Origin of the sequence: Seongchinamella sediminis (genome assembly GCF_003457605.1) — a bacterium.
Lineage (GTDB): Bacteria > Pseudomonadota > Gammaproteobacteria > Pseudomonadales > Halieaceae > Halioglobus > Halioglobus sediminis.
Genome location: NZ_QRAN01000004.1, coordinates 198,923 through 221,072, shown reverse-complemented (window position 1 = coordinate 221,072; position 22,150 = coordinate 198,923). Strand labels below are relative to the sequence as shown.

The 22,150-nt window shown below is 62.8% G+C and carries 21 protein-coding genes, 3 tRNA genes and 1 other RNA gene; 7 read left to right on the top strand and 18 right to left on the bottom strand.

Going from position 1 to position 22,150, the window contains the following annotated elements; translation table 11 throughout:
• The 9 genes from DWB85_RS05650 to ffs all read right to left on the bottom strand — a co-directional run bounded on the left by DWB85_RS05650 (position 1) and on the right by ffs (position 6,511).
• Complete coding sequence (locus DWB85_RS05650; protein WP_117953231.1) at positions 1-1,497, bottom strand: vWA domain-containing protein; 1,497 nt, start codon at positions 1,495-1,497, stop codon at positions 1-3.
• Positions 1,498-1,854, bottom strand: coding sequence for a hypothetical protein (locus DWB85_RS05645; RefSeq protein ID WP_117953230.1), 357 nt, complete (start codon positions 1,852-1,854; stop codon positions 1,498-1,500).
• Positions 1,844-2,302, bottom strand: coding sequence for a YcgN family cysteine cluster protein (locus DWB85_RS05640; protein WP_117953229.1), 459 nt, complete (start codon positions 2,300-2,302; stop codon positions 1,844-1,846). The genes DWB85_RS05645 and DWB85_RS05640 overlap by 11 nt, the downstream gene beginning before the upstream one ends.
• Positions 2,295-2,567 carry a YcgL domain-containing protein gene (locus DWB85_RS05635; protein ID WP_117953228.1) on the bottom strand — a complete coding sequence of 91 codons (273 nt, stop codon included), beginning with the start codon at positions 2,565-2,567 and terminating at the stop codon, positions 2,295-2,297. Before DWB85_RS05635 ends, DWB85_RS05640 begins: the two co-directional genes overlap by 8 nt.
• A complete protein-coding gene (rnd, locus tag DWB85_RS05630; protein WP_117953227.1) occupies positions 2,564-3,682 on the bottom strand; it encodes a ribonuclease D in 1,119 nt (372 codons plus the stop codon). The genes DWB85_RS05635 and rnd overlap by 4 nt, the downstream gene beginning before the upstream one ends.
• 3 nt (positions 3,683-3,685) lie before the next feature.
• Positions 3,686-4,285 carry a recombination mediator RecR gene (gene recR / locus DWB85_RS05625; protein WP_117953226.1) on the bottom strand — a complete coding sequence of 200 codons (600 nt, stop codon included), beginning with the start codon at positions 4,283-4,285 and terminating at the stop codon, positions 3,686-3,688.
• A gap of 16 nt (positions 4,286-4,301) precedes the next feature.
• Positions 4,302-4,622 carry a YbaB/EbfC family nucleoid-associated protein gene (locus tag DWB85_RS05620; RefSeq protein ID WP_117953225.1) on the bottom strand — a complete coding sequence of 107 codons (321 nt, stop codon included), beginning with the start codon at positions 4,620-4,622 and terminating at the stop codon, positions 4,302-4,304.
• Positions 4,623-4,638: 16 nt separating this feature from the next.
• Complete coding sequence (dnaX, locus tag DWB85_RS05615; protein WP_117953224.1) at positions 4,639-6,342, bottom strand: DNA polymerase III subunit gamma/tau; 1,704 nt, start codon at positions 6,340-6,342, stop codon at positions 4,639-4,641.
• 72 nt (positions 6,343-6,414) lie between these two features.
• Positions 6,415-6,511, bottom strand: an RNA gene (gene ffs / locus DWB85_RS05610) — signal recognition particle sRNA small type.
• Between the two features lie 153 nt (positions 6,512-6,664).
• Between ffs and DWB85_RS05605 the strand changes: the two genes are divergently transcribed.
• Genes DWB85_RS05605 through DWB85_RS05595 form a run of 3 tightly spaced genes read left to right on the top strand, consistent with a single transcriptional unit; the run spans position 6,665 to position 11,518 of the window.
• Entirely contained in the window at positions 6,665-7,783 is a 1,119-nt protein-coding gene (locus DWB85_RS05605; RefSeq protein ID WP_117953223.1) for an efflux RND transporter periplasmic adaptor subunit, read from the top strand.
• A gap of 1 nt (position 7,784) precedes the next feature.
• Positions 7,785-10,901 carry an efflux RND transporter permease subunit gene (locus DWB85_RS05600; RefSeq protein ID WP_117953222.1) on the top strand — a complete coding sequence of 1,039 codons (3,117 nt, stop codon included), beginning with the start codon at positions 7,785-7,787 and terminating at the stop codon, positions 10,899-10,901.
• Positions 10,898-11,518: a TetR/AcrR family transcriptional regulator gene (locus DWB85_RS05595; RefSeq protein ID WP_117953221.1), complete on the top strand. Its 621-nt coding sequence runs from the start codon at positions 10,898-10,900 to the stop codon at positions 11,516-11,518. Before DWB85_RS05600 ends, DWB85_RS05595 begins: the two co-directional genes overlap by 4 nt.
• A 120-nt stretch (positions 11,519-11,638) precedes the next feature.
• Here DWB85_RS05595 and DWB85_RS19845 read toward each other — a convergent pair whose 3' ends face one another.
• The 5 genes from DWB85_RS19845 to DWB85_RS05575 form a co-directional block, all read right to left on the bottom strand.
• Positions 11,639-11,761 carry a hypothetical protein gene (locus tag DWB85_RS19845; RefSeq protein WP_275399760.1) on the bottom strand — a complete coding sequence of 41 codons (123 nt, stop codon included), beginning with the start codon at positions 11,759-11,761 and terminating at the stop codon, positions 11,639-11,641.
• A gap of 292 nt (positions 11,762-12,053) precedes the next feature.
• Positions 12,054-13,316, bottom strand: coding sequence for an NADH:flavin oxidoreductase (locus DWB85_RS05590; RefSeq protein WP_117953220.1), 1,263 nt, complete (start codon positions 13,314-13,316; stop codon positions 12,054-12,056).
• A 140-nt stretch (positions 13,317-13,456) separates the two neighbouring features.
• Complete coding sequence (locus DWB85_RS05585; RefSeq protein ID WP_133300568.1) at positions 13,457-14,851, bottom strand: hypothetical protein; 1,395 nt, start codon at positions 14,849-14,851, stop codon at positions 13,457-13,459.
• Entirely contained in the window at positions 14,848-16,008 is a 1,161-nt protein-coding gene (locus tag DWB85_RS05580; protein WP_117953218.1) for a sulfotransferase family protein, read from the bottom strand. The genes DWB85_RS05585 and DWB85_RS05580 overlap by 4 nt, the downstream gene beginning before the upstream one ends.
• A gap of 75 nt (positions 16,009-16,083) precedes the next feature.
• On the bottom strand, positions 16,084-16,932 hold the full coding sequence (locus DWB85_RS05575; RefSeq protein WP_117953217.1) for an SDR family NAD(P)-dependent oxidoreductase: 849 nt from the start codon (positions 16,930-16,932) through the stop codon (positions 16,084-16,086).
• 202 nt (positions 16,933-17,134) lie between these two features.
• Here DWB85_RS05575 and DWB85_RS05570 point away from each other — a divergent pair, with 202 nt between their 5' ends.
• The 3 genes from DWB85_RS05570 to DWB85_RS05560 are packed head-to-tail and all read left to right on the top strand — an operon-like array spanning position 17,135 to position 20,519.
• Entirely contained in the window at positions 17,135-17,791 is a 657-nt protein-coding gene (locus DWB85_RS05570; protein WP_162846020.1) for a TetR/AcrR family transcriptional regulator, read from the top strand.
• A gap of 59 nt (positions 17,792-17,850) precedes the next feature.
• Positions 17,851-19,116, top strand: a complete 1,266-nt coding sequence (locus DWB85_RS05565; protein WP_117953215.1) for an acyl-CoA dehydrogenase family protein — start codon at positions 17,851-17,853, stop codon at positions 19,114-19,116.
• Complete coding sequence (locus tag DWB85_RS05560; RefSeq protein ID WP_239017228.1) at positions 19,116-20,519, top strand: phosphotransferase family protein; 1,404 nt, start codon at positions 19,116-19,118, stop codon at positions 20,517-20,519. The genes DWB85_RS05565 and DWB85_RS05560 overlap by 1 nt, the downstream gene beginning before the upstream one ends.
• Before the next feature lie 83 nt (positions 20,520-20,602).
• On the opposite strand, the gene DWB85_RS05555 is transcribed toward DWB85_RS05560, so the two are convergent.
• From DWB85_RS05555 to DWB85_RS19840, 4 genes are all read right to left on the bottom strand, one after another.
• Positions 20,603-20,679: transfer RNA gene (locus DWB85_RS05555), tRNA-Arg, on the bottom strand.
• Positions 20,680-20,708: 29 nt separating this feature from the next.
• Positions 20,709-20,784 (bottom strand) — tRNA-His (locus tag DWB85_RS05550).
• Between the two features lie 49 nt (positions 20,785-20,833).
• Positions 20,834-20,910 (bottom strand) — tRNA-Pro (locus DWB85_RS05545).
• A gap of 35 nt (positions 20,911-20,945) precedes the next feature.
• Positions 20,946-21,068, bottom strand: coding sequence for a hypothetical protein (locus tag DWB85_RS19840; RefSeq protein ID WP_275399755.1), 123 nt, complete (start codon positions 21,066-21,068; stop codon positions 20,946-20,948).
• Positions 21,069-21,145: 77 nt separating this feature from the next.
• Between DWB85_RS19840 and folD the strand changes: the two genes are divergently transcribed.
• Complete coding sequence (folD, locus tag DWB85_RS05540) at positions 21,146-21,991, top strand: bifunctional methylenetetrahydrofolate dehydrogenase/methenyltetrahydrofolate cyclohydrolase FolD (protein ID WP_117953214.1); 846 nt, start codon at positions 21,146-21,148, stop codon at positions 21,989-21,991.
• Positions 21,992-22,150: the final 159 nt, after the last annotated feature.

The window sequence follows — 22,150 nt, the reverse complement described above, 5'->3', positions numbered from 1 at the left end:
CTAATCAAGCGAACCGGTGCCCTGCCCCGGTGGTTCACCACTCTGGGCCGGGTCAGCACTCAGGAAGTCGTGTTTGCCGCTCTTGCCCAGGTCCCGGGCGCGCTTCTGCCACAGCGCCAGCTTGCGTTGTTTGCGCCGCCGCAGGAGATACCAGACCAGCACCAGTATGCTGGTGACTATTCCCGTCAACCAGAACAGCGGCGCCTTGAAGTCGTCTTCCAGCAGCGCCTCACCCCGGGTCACCAGCGTGGGCTGTTGAGCGGCCATGTTCACGGTCACATAAACGGGGATTTCACGCGCTATGCCGTCTCCTTCCAGCCTGGCCAGCAACCGGTAGCGGCCGGGGTCGTTCAGCGGCCCGGTGCCCACCGTGAGCAGGCCATCGCCATCCGCAGCGCCCGGGCGATAGCGCTCGGTCTCGCCCCCGGGTGTGGTCAACTCCAGGAACACTGCGTAGCGGGCCAGAACCTGCGGATCGGTGACCCTGGTGCCGTCGGCAACAAGGGTAAGACTGACCAGAGCCTCTTCACCCGCCGTAATAAAATGCGGCAGGGGGCCCACCCGCAATTCAATGTCAGAATCCACGTAGACCCGGGCAGTGGATTTATCCGGATAACGCAGGCGCCAGCTTCCTGCCGCTGGCGAGGTCACCCGGGCCATACTGATGTGCTCGTTGCGGAACCAGTGAATGTCGCCGGGATTGTCGCCGGCAGAAAACAGGGTACCGTCGGGGGCAAGCAATTGCAGCTTGCCCACCATCCGGGGTCGCTGGGCCAGCACCACAAAGCCGGTTACACCCGGGTCTATGCTGAACTCGCGGCCAAAAACCGGCAGCCGGGTCGCCGGCATGACCATTTCCAGCGTGTTCAGGAAAATGCTCCCCCATTCGGTGGCGTCCTCTGCCTGCACCGAGGTGCCGCCGGTCTGCTGCGCCAGTGAACGCAACAGCTGGCTGTCCGCTTCCCGCGACAGTGCGATGGTATGCACCGGCACCCCCTTGTCGCCGAGTTCCACCGCCAGTTCGCCCAGCAGTTTGCGCGCGGCGCTGACGTTGACCATCGGCGAGTCTGCGACGTTGACCCCACCGGCGGTCAACAATAACACGCTGCTGCTATAACCCGGGCCGAGCCCGTCCAGGTCGGCCGTCGCTGCCGCCAGGGCAGCGGGGATATTGCTTCGTTCTCCGCCCTGTTCGAGGCCGGCAAGCGCCCCGATGGCCTGCTCGCGCCACTGCTCGTCCACACTGCCGGCGGGCACCAGCGCGCGCACCGTGTCATCGAATACCCAGATGCTGGCACGGGACCCCGCCGGCAGCAGGCGAACCATCATTTGCAGCGCCCGGCTACGCCGGTTCTCCGGGTCCAGTCGCTGCATGTTGGCGGAAACGTCAACCAGCAAGCGCAAATCGGACACCGGGCCCGGTTCCGCCAGCACCGGTGACAGCAGGACACTGGCCAGCAGGGCGAAGGCAAGGCATGTGCGCGCTGCCAGCGACATTCAGCCGTCTTCCTCTGCCACCGGTTTACGGCGCCGCAGCAGGGTCACCCGCAACAGCACAGCCAGACCCACCGCAACGCCGCAACTATAGGCCAGTGGTTTGATGGCGTGGCGCGCCGAATCCAGCCCCTCGGTCGCCAGCTGGAAACCGGCGACAACGACAGCCGGCGCCATAGTCTGCGCCTCCGGGCTCTGGTAGGCCGGGGTAAGCAAGAGGGCGGCGGCCAGCAGCACCAGCACCGCGGTCCAGCCGTTGGGCCAGCGTCGGCCCAGCCACCAGGCCAGGCACAGCACGATCATGATGGCAGCACCGCAATAGACATAAATTGCGGTGATATACGAACTCTCACTCAGCACTCGCTTGCTCCTCGCCGACCCAGGTCACAATATGCTCTGCAAAATCTTCCGGGTGTATGTGTTCTTCCGATACCGTGCGGCCGCGCACTGAAGCACCTGCCTGGTGTACTGTCTGGCGGCTACCCGACACCAGGTAATGCCACTCCGGCAGCGGCTCGCCCCGCGACCGCAACCGGTAGGCGCAGCTGTCCGGCAACCAGTCCAGGCTCGCGACGGTATCCGGGCCCAGGCTGACGCACTCGGGGACCAGTTCCAGGCGGCGGGTATAATCACCACAGCGGCACTTCTCCTGATCCAGGTAGCGACAATGTATACGGGTGTAAAAAATCTCGCCGCTGTCTTCATCCTGCAGTTTGTGCAGACAGCAGCGGGCGCAACCGTCACAGAGCGCTTCCCACTGCTCCTGATCCAGCTCCTGCAGGCTCAGCTGGTGCCACCAGTCACTCACGGCTGCCCTCCCGGCGCAGCAGTTCCTCTGCCGTGGGCGGCATCTGCAGGTAAAAACCCTGCTCCTCGATATTCTGCAGCACCTCTGCGGCGTTGGCCCGGGCCAGCTTCCTGTCCGGATCGAGCACCAGGGTCATCACACTCTGCGCTTCACCAAACTGTTTCATTAAAGGCTCGGGCACATCCATCAGGCCCCGGGCCTTTGCCACGTAGAGATACATTTCCTGCTTGCACGAGCTGCGGAAAATTTCGATCAGGTGTTTCACTCGACCTCCCTGGCAAGCAGGGCCTGCAATGGCTCGATGATCAGCTCGCGCCGCCACCCTGACCAGGAGTCGGGTTGCTCGGCATCGCCGCGGATCAGCGCCTCGTAGTCCTTGCCCGCCACCAGCGCCTGCGGCGCGACTCCCAGACCGCGGGCGATATTCTCGGTCTCCCGCTTCAGGCGTTTGAGCGTGTTGCGCTGGCTGGCGTCCAGCGGGGCCGGCAGGCGCGCGGGCAGGTCCACATCCCCGCAGGCGGACTGCTCCGCCAGTACATCCAGCAGCGCCTCGCCATAGCGGCGCAGGGACGCCGGGTGCAGTTCCACCGCCGCTCGCAATTCATTCATATTCGCCGGGCTTTTTTGCGCCAGCTGCAAACAGGCCTTGTCATCGATAATCCAGCTGCGCGGCTTGTCTTTGTCGCGGGCGGTTGTTTCCCGCCAGTCACATATCGCTACCAGCTTAGCCAGCTCCCGGGGCGAGAGTTTCCAGGCACTCTTGATCTTCCGGTAGTAATCACCGGCGGTCGACGCCAGGCCCTGGCAGGCGACCTCGCCATCCTCCAGCACCCAGTCGTACCTGCCCTGCTCGCGACAACGCTGCTCGATGGTGCGATAGGCGTCCAGTAACCAGATGACATCCTGGGCGGCGTAGTGACACTGGGACTCGGTCAGTGGTCGCTGCAGCCAGTCCGAGCGCGTCTCACCCTTGGGCAGATCCTCACCGCATAACTCCAGTACCATCGCGCGGTATCCAAGACCGAAATCCAGTCCCACCATGGCGGCGGCTTTCTGGGTATCAAACAGCGGTCGCGGCAGTACGCCCAGCCAGTGCTGGAAGACCTCCAGGTCCTCACTGGCCGAGTGCAGCACTTTCACCACCTGCGGATCCGCAAACAGGGCGGCCAGCGGAGCAGGATCCCCGATCTGCAGTGGATCGACCAGCCAGGCCGTGCCGGCGGCATTGCTGCCGGCAAAACACAGCTGCACCAGTGCCACCTGGGGATAGAAGGTATTGCGGCGCATGAACTCGGTATCCACCATAACCGCCTGGCTGCCGGCGGCACTGGCCAGCAGTTCGGCAAGGGCCGCATCCGATTCGATCAGGGTCCAGTCCATCAGTTACTCCACCGGCCGGCGGCCGGAAAATGCGTGCGCCAGGGTGCTGCCGTCGACATATTCCAGCTCGCCGCCGAGGGGCACACCATGGGCTATCCGCGACACCTTGACTCCTTCCCGCTGCAAGACATCGGACAGATAATAGGCAGTGGCCTCGCCTTCCACGGTGGGATTGGTGGCCAGTATGACCTCGGCAGTACCCTCATCGATTACCCGCTGCTGGAAACGATCGAGACCAATTTCGGCGGGGCCTATGCCGTCAATAGGTGACAGGTGCCCCATCAGCACAAAATAAACACCGCGATAACTGCCGCTCTGCTCTACCGCCAGCACATCGGCCGGGGTCTCAACCACACAGATTGTGCTGGCGTCGCGGCGCGGGTCAGCGCAGATTTCACAGATATCCAGCTCGGTGAAATTGCGGCAGCGGGAACAGTGGTCGACCTTGTCGACGGCGCTCTGCAGGGCCACGGCCAGGGCGGACGCACCTTCCCGATCGCGCTCCAACAGGTGCAGGGTCATGCGCTGGGCCGATTTTGGCCCAACGCCAGGCAAACAACGCAGGGCCTCTATCAATTCCTGCAGTGCGGGACTGAATTTCATGTTCGGGCCGGTCGCGTCAGAATGGCATCTTGAAGCCAGGGGGCAGGTTCAGCCCGGCGGCCAGGCCTGACATGGCCTCCTTGTTGTGCGTCTCCACCTTGCGCACCGCGTCGTTAACCGCGGCCGCCAGCAGGTCTTCCAGCACTTCCTTGTCCTCGCCCAGTACGGCCGGGTCTATGGTCACCCGTTTCACATCGTGGCGTCCGGTCATGATGACGCTGACAAGCCCGGCACCGGCCTCGCCACAAATTTCGGCATCGGCCAGTTCTTCCTGGGCTTTTTGCATGTCGGCTTGCATCTTCTGGGCCTGTTGCATCAGGTCCGACAGGTTTTTCATGGGTTTATCCTCGAATTCAATCCAGTGGTGCGATGGATGCGGGGTCCAGCTCACCGTCAAAGTTGGCAATTAAGGCCCGCAGTCGCGGGTCACTCTCGATTTCGGCAACCGCTCTCTGCTGGCGCTCGTTTCTCGCCCGCGCCTGGCGCATCGCCGGTGTTTCCCCGGGCGGCGTGCCAACGCTTATGACAACAGACAGTTCCCGCTCAAAGTAGTTCTGCAGGGCCAGGCGGATCTTGTCCCGGTGTCCGTCATTGAACAGGGAGGCGTTATCGGCGTCGAGGACAAACTCCAGCCGGTCCCCGTTCACCTCGAGCAGCTGCATGTTGCTGGCAATATTCTGCACCATGCCCAGCAGCCCCAGCCGGGGCAGCAGCTGACACCAGTTTTCCGGTGTCGCGCCGGTAATACTTGCGCCCTCCTCCGCGCCGGTCTGCGGGCTTGCCGCAGCGGGCCTGGCGGCCGGTAGCGGCGCCGCTGGTGACTGCACGGGTGGCGCCGGGGGAGGCGCCGCCTCCGCCGCCGGGTCAGGTGACTTTTTTACGGGTGAGCCGACCTCCTCGGCGGCGCTGGCCCCGGCGGAATCCGCCGGCGCGGGCTGCAGGTCCGCGGCGCTGATCGACTCGTCCAGCACCGCCACCGGGCGGAACGCCAGCATGCGCAGCAACAACATCTCGAAACCGGCGCGGGGGTCCGGCGCCAGGGCCATATCGCGCTTGCCGTTGAGGGCTATCTGGTAAAACAGCTGGGCATCCTCGGCGGTGATCGAGCGGGCCAGGCTGGCGACACGATCGGCATCGCCCCAGCTGTTGTCGATCGCCTCCGGCACCACCTGGGCGAGCGCCACCCGGTGGACCAGGGAAATCAGCTCGTCGGTACTGCCCTCAAAGTCGGGCGCGTGTTCGGCCATTCGCGCCACGATCGCCAGCAATTCGGCGGGATCGCCGGCGGCTATGCCTGCCAGCAACTGGTAGACAAAACTCAGGTCGACGCTGCCCAGCATGCGGCGAACATCGGTCTCGAGCAATTTGCCCGAGCCAAAAGCGATGGCCTGGTCGGTCAGGCTCAGGGCGTCGCGCATGCTGCCCGCCGCCGCCCGGCCCAGCAGCCACAGGGCCGGCTCCTCGAAGCTGACCATTTCTTGTTCCAGCACATTGGCGAGGTGACCGACGATTTGCTCGGGCGGCATGTTCTTCAGGTTGAACTGCAGGCAGCGGGACAGCACCGTGGCGGGCAGTTTTTGCGGGTCGGTGGTCGCCAGCAGGAATTTCACGTGGGGCGGCGGCTCTTCCAGAGTCTTCAGCAGCGCATTGAAGCTGCTGGTGGACAGCATGTGCACCTCGTCGATGAGGTACACCTTGTAACGCGAACGGGTGGGCGCGTACTGGACGTTTTCCAGCAGCTCGCGGGTATCCTCGACCTTGGTGCGGGAGGCGGCATCCACCTCCAGCAGGTCGACGCTGCGGCCCTCGGCGATTTCCACACAGGAAGCGCACTCGCCACAGGGCTCGGAGCTCACTCCCTGCTCACAGTTGACGCACTTGGCGAGGATGCGGGCGATGGTGGTCTTGCCCACCCCCCGAGTGCCCGTGAACAGGTAGGCGTGATGCAGCCGGTCGTGGTCCAGCGCGTTGATCAGCGCCTGGAGCACATGCTCCTGGCCGACCATTTCCCGGAAACTCTTGGGTCGCCACTTGCGCGCGAGAACCTGGTAGGACATGCCCCGAATAGCCTTGTTATCTGTAAAGGAGGAAAGGATACACCACAGGCGGTAGGGAGAAAATGGAGATGGCCCAGACAGCCACACCCCGGCACACGAGTCGATAACTACGGTTGCTCCCTTCCGGGCCTGGCCGGGTTCGCTATCTATCGTTGCGGGGGGACCGCCTGGACCACCACAGCGCCTGCAGCAGGCTGCAGAGGGCGCGTATTGTGCGGTAATCCAGCGAACGCTGCAAGCCGTAGTTGGAATATGGCATTGACTTTTATGTTAATGCGCTTAACATAAATGTTATTGTCATTAACATCCTGGATTCCCCCCCATGAACACGGGCAAGAACAGCAGATTACCGGGCCTGATCGGGGTGGTCTTGGCCGCCATCATCACCATTGGACTGACCGGGCTACTCCACGCCCGCCTGGCCATGGGCGACAAGCCCGTGGACCGTGTCCCGCTGACGGTAGCGACAACCCCTTACCACTTACAGGACAGCTACCAGCGGAAAGTGTCTTACCTCGGCCTGGTCGCCGCGGGCCGCAAGGCACGACTGGGGTTCGAGATTGCCGGAACCATCGCCGAGCTGCCCTGGCGCGAGGGCAGCCCGGTGGCCAGGGGCCAGCTGATCGCCCGCCTCGACGACGCCTCGCTGCAGGCCAGCTACCGGGCGACCAGTGCCGACCTCGCCCAGGCCCGGTCGGAACTGGAGCTGGCGAAACTGAAAGCCCGGCGCCAGGCGGAACTGCGGGAGACCGGCGCGGTCTCCCGGGAAGCGGTTGACGAGACCCGGCTGCGGGCGAAAGCCCTGGAGTCGCGGGTCGAGGCGGTGGCCGCCCGCCTGCGCAGCATAGAAATACAAATTGACAAGGCCACCCTGCGGGCGCCCTACGCCGGGGTGATCGCAGACCGGTTCGTGCAGGAAGGTGCGGTGGTCAACCCGGGAACGCCGGTGGTGCAGCTCATCGAAACCGCGGGTCGCGAAGCCAACATCGGGGTGGCAGTGGCCAAGGCCAGGTCGCTGCAGCCGGGCAGTGAGTACACCCTCAGGCTGCGCGGCAAAACCTTTGCCAGTTCCCTGCTGACAGTGCGGCCCGATGTCGACCCGGTAACCCGGGTCACCACAGCGGTATTCGCCATTCCCGAGGGGATTGACGCGGTGGACGGTGAACCCATTACCCTGATCATGGAGGAAACCGTTCAGGGCCGGGGCGGCTGGCTGCCCATTGCCGCCCTGCTGGAGAGCAGCCGCGGACTGTGGACGGTGCTGCGCCTGGAACCGTCTGCCGAGGGCATGCGCACCGCCCGCGAGGTTGTCGAGGTACTGGAAACCCAGGGCGATATGGCCTACGTCAGGGGCTCACTGGGCGACGGCAGCCAGGTGGTGGCAACCGGCGTGCACCGCACCACCCCGGGCACCCTGGTCGCGGTAGCAGGAACAGACTGACATGCTGGCCCGCTATATTTACCGCCACTCGCGCTATTTCGCGTTGATCATCATCTGTGTCATCGCCGTTGGCCTGAACAGCTTCCAGAACATTCCGCGCCAGGAAGAACCAACCCTGACCAACTTTGCCGGCACCATCACCACGTTTTACCCCGGCGCCACCCCGGACCGGGTGGAAGCCCTGGTGACCAAGCCACTGGAGGACGAACTACGCAAGATATCAGAGGTGGACAAGCTGGAGTCGAGCAGTAGCTCCGGGGTTTCCTTCATCAACATCCGCCTTGTCGACACCCTGGCAGAGGAGGAACTGGAAAGGATCTGGTCAGAGGTGCGCGATGCCATGAGCGATGCGGCCAGCCAGTTTCCCGCGGGGGTGGCCGACCCCTCTTTCGATAACGATCGCCTGCGCTCGTTCACGGCCATCGTCGCCATTTCCGCCGATCCCGCGCACGGGGTACCGCTGGCTCTTACCGCGCGCATCGGTGAGGACTTTGCCGACCACGCCCGCAACCTCGACGGCACCAAATTCGCGGAAGTATTCGGCGAGCCGCTGGAGGAAATACGGGTGGAGATCGACGAGGATGCACTGGTGTCCCGCGGCCTTAGCCTGCAGCAGGTCACCGCGGCGCTGCGGGCGGCGGACGCCAAGGTCTCCTCCGGCCGGGCCGCCGGTGCGGGCACTGATATGCTGATCGAACTGGCCGGCGATTTCGACTCCCTGACCCGCATCCGTGACGTCATCGTGGTTACCTCAAGCCAGGGCAGTGCCACCCGCATCTCCGACCTTGGCCGTGTCTACAAGGCGGCCGTGTCACCGCCTCCAGCCATGGCGCTGATCCAGGGACGCCCCGGTGTGCTTGTCGGGGTCGCCATGGAAGACGGCCGGCAGGTCGACAAGTGGGCGGACAGCTTCCAGCAGTTGCTGGACGATTACAGCGCCGGGGCGCCGGCAAGCCTGCGCTTCGAGAAGACCTTCGACCAGAGTATCTACGCCGAGAGCCGTCTGCTTGAAGTCAGCAAAAACCTGGCGATCGGTATTGTGCTGGTCATCCTGGTGTTGTTGTTCACCCTGGGCTGGCGCGCCGCGGTGGTGGTCGCCGTCATTCTGCCCCTGTGTGGACTGATCTCCGTCGCCATCATGGAGCGCAACGGTCTGGCCCTGCACCAGATGTCCATTACCGGCCTGATCGTCGCCCTCGGCCTGCTGGTTGACGGATCCATTGTCATGACCGACGAGATTCGCAAGCGACTGCTGCAGGGCCAGCTCCCCCTGGAGGCGATTTCCGGCTCGGTTGACCGGCTGCGTATTCCGCTGCTGTCCTCGGCGGTGACCACCATCCTGGCCTTCATGCCCATGGCTATCATGCCGGGCCCCGGTGGCGACTTTATCGGCGCCGTGGCGACCGCCGTCATCATCATGCTGATTTCCTCGACCCTGCTGGCCATCATTGTCACGCCGGTGCTGGCCGCCTGGGTACTGCCGCGGAGCGCCGAGGAATCCGCGCACTGGTATACTGGCGGCATGGCCAGCGGGCGCCTGGGCGAAGCGCTGGCAAGGGCCATGGACTGGAGCCTGCAACACCCGGTGGGCGCCATCGCCCTTGCGCTGGCCCTGCCAGTGACAGGCTTTCTCGCCTTCCCTACCCTCACCGCCCAGTTCTTCCCCGGCACCGACCGCGACCAGATGTATATCCAGGTCAAGCTCGCTGATGGGCGCTCGATTTACGATACCCGGGCACTGGTAGAGCGCCTGGACCAACGGCTGCGGGACGACCCGCTGATCAAGCGGGTAGACTGGACGCTCGGCGAGAGCGCACCGGCCTTCTACTACAATATGTACCGCTCCCGGGAAGGCATTCCCTCCTGGGCTGAGGCGCTGGTTATCACCACTGACCCGCGCGCCACCGATGAGCTCATCCGCAGGCTGCAGCGGGAACTCGACCGCGACTACCCGCAGGCCCGTATTATCGTCCGCGGTATCTACCAGGGTCCGCCGGTAACAGCGCCGCTGGAAATCGAGATACACGGCCCCAATCTCGCGGTTCTGCAAAGCCTTGGCGATGAATACCGCCGGCGGATGGAACAAACGCCGCAGGTGATTCACACCACCACCACCCTGATCGGTGGCGCCCCCAAGGTGGTATTTCATCTCGACGAGGAACGCCTGCGGCTGGCCAAGCTGCAGCTGACCGATGCGGCGGCAGCGCTCAATGACTCCCTGAGCGGACAGGTAGGCGGCGAGGTGCTGGAAGGCACCGAACGCCTGCCGGTGCGGGTACGCCTCAGTGAGTCCGACTGGAGCACGCCAGACCAGATCGCTGATATCCGCCTGCCGGTGGGCATGAATCCCGGCTCCGCGGCGGCGGGCTTGCCGCTGAACGCCCTCGGCCAGCCCGCCCTGGAGCCCTCGCAAAGCCCCATTACCCGTATTAACGGTGAGCGGGTAAATATCGTCCAGGGCTACATCACCCGCGGTACCCTGCCGGAAGAGGCCCTGAAGCCGCTGGTAGCCGACCTCAAGGCCAACCCCATCGAGATGCCGCCGGGGTACCGGATCGTCTACGGCGGCGACACCGACGAGAGAGCCAAGGTAGTCGACAAGATCATGGCTCCGATGGGCCTGATCCTGTCGGCCCTGGTGGCGACCATTGTACTGACCTTCAATTCCTGGCGACTGTCGGGCGTGGCCCTGCTGGTCTGCGTTTGCTCCCTGGGGCTGTCACTGCTGTCGCTGGCGGTGTTCCAGTACCCCTTCGGCATCATGTCGCTGATCGGGGTGATCGGTTCCATCGGCGTATCCATCAACGCGGCGATTATCATCATGACCGCCCTGCAGCAGAACGCGCACGCCCTGCAGGGCGATGCGTACGCCATCCGCAGTGTGGTCATGGACTCAAGCCGGCACATTGTGTCCACCACCCTGACCACCTTCGGCGGATTCCTGCCACTGATCCTGGAGGGCAGCCAGTTCTGGCCGCCATTCGCCATGGCCATTGCCGGTGGCGTGTTGTTGTCGACCATCATCTCGTTCTTCCTGGTCCCGCCCCTGTTTCTGTTGAGCGTTCGACTGGGCAGGCCGCTGTCGCTGCTGCAGCGCCTGGCAGGGAGCGCAACATGAGCAAAAACTACCACCACGGCGACCTGCGTAATGCCCTGATCATCGCGGCTGCAGAATTGATCGAGGAAGCCGGCTGCCCGGATTTCACCATCTCCGACGCCGCCAAACGGGCCGGTGTCAGCGCCGCCGCCCCCTACCGTCACTTTCGGGACCGGGATGACCTGCTGAATGCGGTTGCACAGCTGTGCTTCATCGGCCTGGCGGACAGCGCCCTGCAGACCCGCGAGCAGCACGACCTGGGCTCACGCGAGTGCGTTATTGCCCTGGGCCTGGCATACATCAAATATGTCTCCGAGCGCCCCGCTTTCTACCAGCTGATGTGGAACGAGCGGCAAGCCATCGCAGCGGCGACTGCAGGGGACACCGAGGCGATCAACCAGCCGGGCTTTACGATTTTCCTGCAGGCGGTTCAGGCCTGGTGCGACCGGCAGCATTTCGTTGACGTCGACGCGCTCGACCTGGCGGTAAAGATGTGGGCGCTGGCCCACGGCCTGGCGGTGCTGAACATCAACGGCAAGCTCTCGCTATTCCTGCCCGAGGCCAATGTCTATGACATGCTGCGCAGCAGCGCCAGCACCTTTCTTGACGGGGTCGAGAGAAGCCACCAGGGGCAATGAGGGCTTCTCCCTACCCCATCACGAAAAGCGCCGCGCGCAAGGCCAAGGAGCGCCTCGACGGCAAATTCCGGGCACAAAAAAGTAGGCCGCAGCCCCCTTCAGGATGACAGTGTCCCGCGCTTAGTTGCGCAGTTCCACCTGGCTAGCGCCGGTGTCGACAGCCACGTCTCCGGCAACGGCGATCTTGGCGCCAATCAAAGCAGACATGACAGCGATAAATACAAAAGGTACGAACTTTTTCATAACACTCTCCCGAGGAAAAAAGCAAACAGTCACTATGGAATTGCTGCAAAGTGTAGGGCTGGAAAGCCCTGGACAGGATGGCCGTCCGCGACAACAGCATGGCGCGAGACGACAGGCCTGCGGCACCCGGGGGCGCCGGCGCGCATAGTAGGAGCGGACCGGCCCGGGAGCAACCGGTTCTCGCTAATAGTCGTTATAAGCTGTACAAGTATTGATCCAGGACATGATTGTCCCGGTGCAGGGGTAAATTACGGTAGTTGTCGCGGCGACCCTGGCGGGGCCGCCGGCAGGATCAACCCGCGTCGGCAGCAAATATCCGGTTGGCCTGCGGGTCGTTCGCATCCCGGTGGATACAGCGCGTGCCGTCCGGATGGTAGATATAGGCAACGCAGGCGTTACAGTTGTCACAACGCGACTGGCGCATCTGCCCGCCCTGGAACTGGGCCACCAGGTCCGGGTCGCGCAACAGCGCGCGGGCCAGCACCACAGTCTCGAAACCATCGGCCATGGCCGTTTCGACATTGTCCAGTGACTTGACGCCCCCAAGGTAGGCCAGCGGCAGGTCCACGGCGGCGCGAATCTTCTGCGAGTACTCGCGGAAGTACATTTCCCGGAAGTCGATCTTGCGCTCGGAGAATGCCGCTACCTTCATCATCAGGGCACTGAGCCAATCGCCGGTCAGCTTCATCACCTTCATGATCTCCTCGCGGTTCATGTTGCTACCAAACATGAACCAGGTGGACTCGACGTTGCGGCCACCGGACAGCACCAGCATGTGGGCGCCAGCCTGCTGCAGGGCCCTGGCAGTGACGATGGCATCTTCTACCGTGGCGCCGCGGCTGGGGCCATCGGCGACATTGATCTTGGCCAGCACGGCCACATCGTCCCCCACCGCCTCGCGCACCGCGGCCAGTACCCGGGCCGGGAAACGAACCCGGTTTTCAGCACTGCCGCCGTATTCATCGGTCCGCTTGTTGCTCATGGGGGAGATGAACTGGTTGAGCAGGTAGCCATGGCCCATGTGAATCTCTACCGCGTCGAAGCCCGCCTCGCGGGCCAGTTTCGCCGCCTCGACGAATTCGGCCGTCACCCGATCCATATCCGCCTGGTTCATCTTGCGCTGCAGGAAATTGGCCTTCATCAGTCCCGCAGGGTTGAACCCCGAGGAGGCACTGATCAGCCGGCCGCGCACGTGCATGCCGGTGACGAAGGATCCACCGTGGGTAATCTGGGCGGAAATCGCCCCTCCCTCGGCGTGTACCGCATCGGTAAGCACGCGCAGGTCGGGCACTATTTCCGGCCGCATCCAGGTCTGGTTGGGCAGGGTGCGCCCCACCGACGCCACCGCCAGGTAAGCCACCGTGGTCATGCCCACGCCACCCGCGGCAAGCTCGCGATGGTGGTTTACCAGCGCCGCGGTGGGGCGCCCCTGCAGGCACATGCCCTCATTGGCACCGGACTTGATAAAGCGGTTGCGCAGGGTGATGGGGCCCAGCTTGAGTGGCTCGAACGGCGACGGGGCCGCGGGGACTTCAGTGTTTTCCAGTGTGGTCATATGAACAGTTAACAGCGCCGGCAATGGTTGGGGAACGTAAGCCTGCAACTTTGCAGGAGACTATCCGGTAATGATAGCCCCCTGCCCGGTTGCACGGTGAAACAGATTAAACCACCGGCGACTGCCGGGGCCTGCCCACACTAAAACACCCGGTAGCGCCGCTGCACGTGTCGCTGCCGCTTGCGAATTTCCTCTCGCCTTTGCGCCGGGGTCACCTTCGGCTGGTCCTCGGGAAAAGCGGACTCAATCTCATCGAAGGCAATCACCCGGCACTGAATTTTGGGCCACTGGTCCTTTGGCGGTAACTCCGGATAGGCCCAGCGGTGACTGAGATAGCCGCGTGGCAGCCCAGTGGTATCCACCCAGTTCTGCACACCGGGATCGCGGTGGGCGACCACCCAGCGCTGCTTGCCGTCGGCGCCGATGTGCATCTGGGCGAGGTTCAGGCTGCTCTGGTGGTTGGCGTAATCCGGCGATTCCCCCCACAGGTTGCCAAGGTGCATGCTGGTGTACACCGGTTCACCGCTGAACTCGGCTTCGATGAACAGCGCCTCGTCTTCACCCAGGTCGTATATACCGCCAGCATAGATGTTGGTACTCATGCCACCGCCGGTATCTCCGGAAGCCGCATTGGGCGTGTTATAGGCATTGACCGGCATGAAATAGGGCCGGCCGTCGTCCTCGTGGGTCTGGTTGCAGTTCAGAACGACGTCATAAAATTCCAGCCAGAAACGCATCTGGCCGCGAATGATGCCGCCCATCTTGCGCAGGTTTGCTGCCACCTGCGCCGCACTCAGCGGCTCGGGATGGTAACCGGCGGTATCCAGGCACTCGATCTCCAGGTGGATGGCCTCCTCCTGGTCCCAGTCATAAAACAGCTGCCGGCCGCTGACAATATCGGCGAAACGTTCACCCCCGTCGGGATTGCGCTTGCTCGGCGGCTTGCGCGTGCAGATAAAGTTGCCCTCGTAGCCCTCGGGCCGATCCGGCGCGAGGATCAACTCGAAGGACCCATCGCTCTCGATTTTGATGGTGGATGAATCCAGCGTTCCGAATCCGAGCCGCTGTCCGGGGACCAGCTCAGACAGTTTGCCGGTGTCGCCCGAGATCGGCCCGGACGTGACCTCGAATATCAGGTACTGCGGGGCAAAGGGCCCCTCGCCGCTGCGCTGACCGCCGCGCCAGTGGCTGTGGTTACCCGGCCTGCCCTTGACGCGATAGCGCTTGCGGCCATCGATGCCGGCATAAAAATAAATCGCGTCGGCGTTGTCGATGGTGGACTTGTTGAAGATCGACAGGGTATTGCGAAACGCGGGGAAATCGGGGTCGTCGTGAAAACAGCGCTCGATGGCGTGGTGCATGAAGCCCGACAGATAGCGATAGCCTTCCGCCAGGTTGCGATCACTCGGCTCCGGGGGGAAGTAACGCGGGTTGTCGATGGTGTCCCGGGCGGCCTGCAGCTCACCCATGAAATCGGCGAACGCGGCCTTCAACTCAAGTTCTGCTGCTTTGGCGTCATTGTCTGTGTGTGTCATGATTCGCTCTCTTTCACCTCATCGTTGTACGGGTCTGATTTCCACTGGTAAACCTCATAGAAGTCATCCAGCCGCTGGCGAATTTCCTCCCGGCTCAGGCGGAAGTCGCCCAGACTATACTCGAACTTGCTGTTGTGTTTCTTTTCCCGTTCCGCCTGCTGGCGCAGCCAGTGGTCAAACTCGTCGGTGACCGTCATACCCAGTGCCTGGTAGACCGCCAGCAGCGTCTCCCGCGGTGCACTGGTGAGTTCACGGTAATCGACCACGGTTTGCGGCGTTTCCGGATGGGCCGCCAGCACGGCTTTCGGATTATCAAACGTGTCAAAGGACACCTCGGTCAGCAGGGCCAGCGAACGCTCGTAGTCAGCCGGCTGCCAGCCCTTGCCCTTCCAGCTGTGTTCCACCAGTTTCAGGCAGCTGGGTATGCACTCGGCCGGGTCGCGCATCATCACCACGATACGGGCATCCGGGAACTCTTCGATAATTGAATCGACCCAGCCACTCATCAGCGGATTCTTCGACAGGTGCACCTTGTCACCGCCATTGAGCAGTAACTGGCGCTTGACCAGTTGCCGGTAATGCCCCATCCAGCGCCGACGCTTGTCCGCCATCTGGTCGAGGTGGAAAAAGTCCACCACATCCATCATCGGTATTTCCAGCGACCACTGCTGGGTGACAAATGCCGAGCCCATGGCGAAACAGTCTTCCTCGGCACTCCACAGGCTCATGTAATGCATGTGCCGGTAGGGCCCGAACTTCTTGTCGTCCCAGATTTTTAGCCTGTTGTGCACAAACCCGCGCAGCAACTTCGCGTCGATCCAGCCCAGGCCGCGAATGATCTTTTTCTGCAGCAGTGACGGAAAGAACATTTCCCAGTACAGAAAATAGCTGAAGCGCTCGCCGTCGGCGCTCATCAGCCGGTGCATCAGGGTTGTTCCTGAGCGGCCATGGCCGACGATAAAGACCGGTTGCTCTACCCGTTGCGACCAGAGCCGCCAGAACAGCAGGTAGTCGAGCATAAAGCACAGGCCATGGAACAGGCTCACCAGTGGAACCACCAGCAACAGGCGCAGCAGCATACGCGTGCGTCCATCCCAACCCCGCAGGCCCCAGACGTGGCGGACGACCCGCCACCAGTAGTCATAATCGAAGTACATAAGTCATATCCCGGTTGCGTGAAAGACTGCCGAAAACTGGCGTTAGCGGCTGCTTATCGCCTGCTTACCCCCTTGCTACCTGTCGTCGAGCGCGGCGGGGGTGAAGGCGTCGCCGATGACCTGTGTACCGCTGAGGTCATGCAGTTTTCGCCCCGTGGCGTGAATGATGTTGCGGCTGTAGGCCACCTCGCCCACATGGCGACCGGTACACAGTTCGAGGGCCGCCTCGGCCATCATCTCGATGGGTTCCACCATGTCTGGCCGGCGCCGGGCAATATCCTCTACCGCCGCGCCGACGTTGGTGAGCACAATATTATTGGGCGCAAGGGCGTTGACGAAAATGTCATGTTCGGCCAGTTCGTCCGCCAGGGCCACGGTATAGCGATTGAGGGCCGCCTTGGTCGCGCCATAGGGGCCGATCACGTGCGCCGCCATTTTCGAATCAGGATAAGGCGGCTCGACGCGCTCGGCCGTGCGGCTGGAAATGTTCAGGCACCAGCCGCCACCTTTCTCCCGCATGCCAGGCAAAGCCTGTTGCAGCAATTCCACGGGCACATTGACGTTCAGATCGAAGACGCGATTACGCGAGGCCGTGGAATTCATGCTGGGCAGTTCATAATCCGCCCGCGCGGCGTTGTTCACCAGCACGTCCACCGGGCCAAAGTGTTCGCTCGCGCGTGCGACCAGGTCCGATCGTGCCTCGGGGTCTGCCAGGTTGCAGGCCAGGGCGGCCACTTTGCCGCCGGCGGAGGCAATCACATCCACCGTTTCCTCCAGGGTGCCCTGCATATCGCCGTGAGCCCCCAGGCGGGAGGCACAGACCACCACCGCAGCACCCTCGGCCGCGAAGCGCAGGGCAATGGCCCGGCCAATTCCGCGGCTGGCGCCGGTTACCAGTGCTACCCGTCCAGCAAGTTCTCCCATGTTGAAGCTCCTCTGATTTTCTGATTGTCGCGATAAGCTGCGTGTGCCTCCTACTGGCAAGCGCGTCCATTTCCAGACTATATAACCCGCGCCAAGCCGTGAACAACTGGCGTTAGCGGTATCGGCCTGAATAGCTATCTTCTTGATTTATATGCTTATTTGTTGCACATTCAGGCGACGTTCAACTGCCGCTTACATTCCGATGCCCAAGCCCGACCTGCCACAGCCGCGAAAACAGCCCAAGCAGTCCCGCTCCGTCATGCTGGTGGAAGCGATCCAGCAGGCCTGCCTGAAAATCCTCGAACAGGAAGGCCCCGAACAACTGACCACCCAGCGTATCGCGGATGTGGCCGGTATCAACATCGCCTCCCTGTACCAGTATTTCCCCAACAAGGAAGCGGTGCTCGCCGAAGTGTTCCAGGACCAGGTCAGGCAGTATAAGGAAGCAGCGGTAAAGCGCCTGGGCGAGATTGATCGCCTGTCGCGAGTCTCACTGGAGGACACGCTGGCCGCTATCATCGCGATGGAAATCGAGCAGCGGCTGATACTGCACCGCATGGACCCGGCCTTCTACCAGGCCTACCAGCACAGCTTTGACATCCATCGGCAGATCAACGACCTGCAACTTTCGCAGAGTTTCCCCGGCTGGGACGACTGGCTGCGGGAATTCCTCGAACTTCACCGGCAGCGATTGCGTACGGACGACATTGACAGCCTCAGCCGAATGCTTTCCCACACCTTGTCCGGGGTATTACTGTCGGTGAGTTCGGAGGAACCGGAGCTGCTGGAGCAGACCGCTTTCAGGGAAGAACTCCTCACGCTGCTGCTGCGCTATCTGTGTCGCCCCGGCATGGAGTAGCAAATCAGCGCCAATGCTGAGGCGGGTCCTGTGACTCTTAATGGTAGAGGAAATCCCCCATGAACTTTGAAATCCCGCAAGAAATCGTCGAATTCCTCCAGGAAATAGATGAGTTCATTGAAAGTGTAATCAAGCCGCTGGAGCAGACAAACGACAACATCCGCTTTTTCGATCACCGCCGCGAAGATGCCCGCACCGACTGGGACAGGCAGGGCTTGCCCAACCAGGAATGGGAAGCACTGCTGGCGCAGGCCAAGCACCTCGCCATTGAGTCCGGCATATTCAACTACCCTTTTCCCGCGGAATACGGCGGCCGCGATGGCAGCAACCTGGGTATGGCGATCATTCGAGAGCATCTTGCTGCGAAAGGCCTGGGTCTGCACAACGACCTGCAGAACGAACACTCCATCGTGGGTAACAATGTCGGCCTGTTACTGATGCTGGAATACGGCAGCGAGGCACAACAGGCGCATTGGCTGGAAGGGCTGAAAAATGCCAGCGCCGCCTTTGCCTTCGGCATTACCGAGCCGGCCCACGGTTCCGACGCCACCTATATGGAAACGACCGCGACCCGGGATGGCGACCACTGGGTCATCCAGGGAGAGAAGACCTGGAACACCGGCGTACACAGCGCCCAGTGCGACATGGTCATGGCGCGCACCTCGGGGGCCCCGGGCGACGCCCGTGGCATCACCGCCTTCCTGGTTCCGATGGACGCCCCCGGGGTGAAGGTCGAGGAATACCTGTGGACTTTCAATATGCCCACAGACCACGCCCGGGTCAGTTTCTCTGGGGTGCGTGTACCCGCCTCGGCGATCTTCGGCGGCGAGGGCCGGGGGCTGCAGGTTGTCCAGCACTTCTTCAACGAGAACCGGATCCGCCAGGCTGCGTCCAGTCTGGGAGCGGCACAGTACTGCGTTAATGAGGCGGTCACCTACGCCAGGGAACGCAAACCCTTCGGCAAGCCCCTGGCGACCAACCAGGGCATCCAGTTCCCACTGGTGGACCTGCAGGCCCGCTGCGAAATGCTGAGAGCCCTGATTCACAAGACTGCCTGGCTGATGGACAGGGACGGTGCTTTCAGTGTGTCGGACAAGGTCTCCATCTGTAACTACCAGGCCAACCGGCTGTGCTGCGAGGCCGCCGATACCGCCATGCAGGTATGCGGCGGCATGGGCTACTCACGTTACCTGCCCTTCGAGCATATTTACCGCCACCACCGTCGCTATCGCATTACCGAGGGCGCCGATGAAATTCAGATGCGCCGGGTAGCCGGCTACCTGTTCGGTTTTATGAGCCAGCAAAAACCCAAGGGAGTGAGCTGATGAGCGCTGGCAAGGCCATGCAGGCCGCCCTGGCAGGGGTTCTGGCGCGAGAGATCGACGGTTTTGACAAGCTGCTTGCCTGCGAACAGCTGACCGCCGGGGCCAGCCAGGAAACATTCTGCGTCCGGGCCGGCACCGAGCGGGGCGAGATCAAGATCGCCCTGCGTCGCAGCCAGCCTGTGGTCAACCGTGAAACCACTCCCGGCCACATCGACCTGGCAACCGAAGCGCGACTTCTGCAGCTGGCGGCAAATGCCGGCATTCCGGTCCCCGCCGTTATCTGTGTACTGCAGCCGGGCGACGGACTCGGTGCAGGCTACCTGATGGAGTGGCTTGAGGGTGAAACGCTCGGCCAGCGCATTGTTAACGCCGAGGCACTGGCGCAGGTTCGACCCCGACTCGCTCGCCAGTGCGGCGAGGCGCTTGCCCGCGTTCATAGCATCGAGCTGGACGCAAGCTTGCGGCAACTGCTGCCCACTTACACCCCCGAGCAACTGGTTGTGGACACCTGGGAGGTATACAGGGCACTGGATGTACCACAGCCGATGATCGATTTCAGCGCCCGCTGGCTGCTGGACAACCTGCCTGCCGAGTCCGGCACTGCCCTCGTGCACGGCGACTTTCGCAACGGCAACCTGATGATTGGCGAGGACGGTATCCGCGCCGTACTGGACTGGGAAATCGCCCATATCGGGGATCCGCTCCGGGATCTGGGCTGGCTCTGTGTGAATTCCTGGCGCTTCGGCCGGACAGAACTTCCGGTCGGCGGTTTTGGCTCCTTGAACGACCTGGTGGCCGGCTACCAGGCAGTGTCCGGTATTGAGCTGTCGCGCTCAGACCTCACTTTCTGGCAAGTTTTCGGCTCTTTCTGGTGGTCAGTAACAACCCTGAGTATGGCATCCACCTGGCGCAGCGGGGAAACACCCAGCCTGGAGCGCCCGGTCATCGGCCGCCGTTCCTCCGAGGGGCAAATGGATTGCGTGAACCTGATTATTCCCGGCACATTCCAGCTTCCCGGGCCACAGGGGCTGGACCACGGCACGCAACTCCCGATGCCGGCCGAACTCCTCGAGAGCGTGAGAGGCTTTCTCCGCAACGAGGTCGCGAACTCGCAACAAGGCCGTCCTGCCTTCCTGGCAAAGGTTGCCGCCAACGCACTGGGCATCGCCCAGCGCGAAATACTCCACGGCCCGGCGCTGGCCAGCCAGGAGCATCAGCGACTGCTCGACCTGGTGGGCAGCGGAGATCTGGAAGTGCTGCGCTGGCGCCTCGTCAAGCAGCTGCGAGAGCACATGCCGCTCACCACCCCCGGCCTTGCCGGCCACCTGCGGCAGACAGTGGCCGGCCAGCTGGCCATAGACCAGCCCCACTACTCCGCCCTCGCTGCGCGGCCGGGGGCCTGACGCCGGAATACCGGGGACACGTAGTGATGAGGCCAGCCGGAATAAAATGTCACCTATCCGACCGGAACAGACCAAGGAGTTAATGGCGGGGGTAGAAGGATTCGAACCCTCGACCCACGGCTTAGAAGGCCGTTGCTCTATCCAACTGAGCTATACCCCCGGGGAAGGCTCGATCTTGCATCGAGAAAATGGGGTGGCCGAGGGGTCTCGAACCCCCCACCTCCGGAGCCACAATCCGGTGCTCTACCTGATGAGCTACGGCCACCATCGCTGGTCCTGAATGAATCACCCGTCTTCCCGTGTGGCTGGGAAGTTGGTCGGGGTAGAGAGATTCGAACTCCCGACATCCTGCTCCCAAAGCAGGCGCGCTACCAGACTGCGCTATACCCCGATGATTCCCTCAAAGGCGCCAGATGGCCCCTGATTTCAGGAGCGCGCATAATACTCACCCGCCGCAGAGGCGTCAACGCCAATTCTATGATCACACAGCGCTTCCTGCACCTCTGCCAGCGCCGATGCCGCGCCCTGCCGGGGGGTATTAGTAGCCACTGCACACCTTTCCCTGAGGCCTCCCTTCTGGGACAATGGCGCGCTTGCCCCTACCCCCGATCGAAAGGAAGATATTGATGTCTGCACAGGTACTTGACGGTAAGGCTCTGGCCGCACAAACCGAGGCTGAACTGCTGGCCCGGGTGGAAAACCTGAAAGCGAAGTCCGGCGGCAAGACGCCCATTCTCGCCACCATCCTGGTGGGCGATGACCCGGCCTCTGCTACCTACGTGAAGATGAAAGGCAATGCCTGTCGCCGGGTGGGTATGGATTCCCTGGCGGTGGAGATGCCCGCCTCCACCAGCACCGAAGAACTGCTGGCGAAAATCGACGAACTCAACAGCAATCCGGACGTCCACGGCATCCTGCTGCAGCACCCGGTACCCCCCCAGATCGACGAGCGCGCCTGCTTTGACGCCATCGATCTGGGCAAGGACGTGGACGGCGTCACCTGCCTGGGCTTCGGCCGCATGGCCATGGGTGAAGACGCCTACGGCTGCGCCACCCCCCAGGGCATCATGCGCATGCTGGATCACTACGGCGTCGAGATCGAGGGCAAGCACGCGGTGGTGGTTGGCCGCTCCCCCATTCTCGGCAAGCCCATGGCGATGATGCTGCTGCAGAAGAACGCCACGGTCACCATCTGCCATTCCCGCACCAAAAATCTCCCGGCCCTGGTCGCCCAGGCCGACATCCTGGTCGGCGCCGTGGGCAAACCCGAGTTCATCAGGGCGGACTGGGTCAAGGAAGGCGCAGTGGTGGTCGACGCCGGCTACCACCCCGGTGGCGTCGGCGACATCGAACTGTCCGCCCTCAGCGACAAGGCTTCAGCCTATACCCCGGTGCCCGGCGGCGTTGGCCCGATGACCATCAATACCCTGATCTACCAGACCGTCGAATCCGGGGAAAAAAGCCTGGCTTAACTCTTCCCAACCGGGTGGCCCCACACTCACCGGAGCGTCGACCCACCTGCGCTAAGGTGAGTACGTAATCGTAAAAGGACGCCACGTCCTCGGCGGTGTGCTGCCTGCGGCGCACGGCGATCAGCTCTCCACACCAATGCCCAGTGCCTGCGGGTCGAT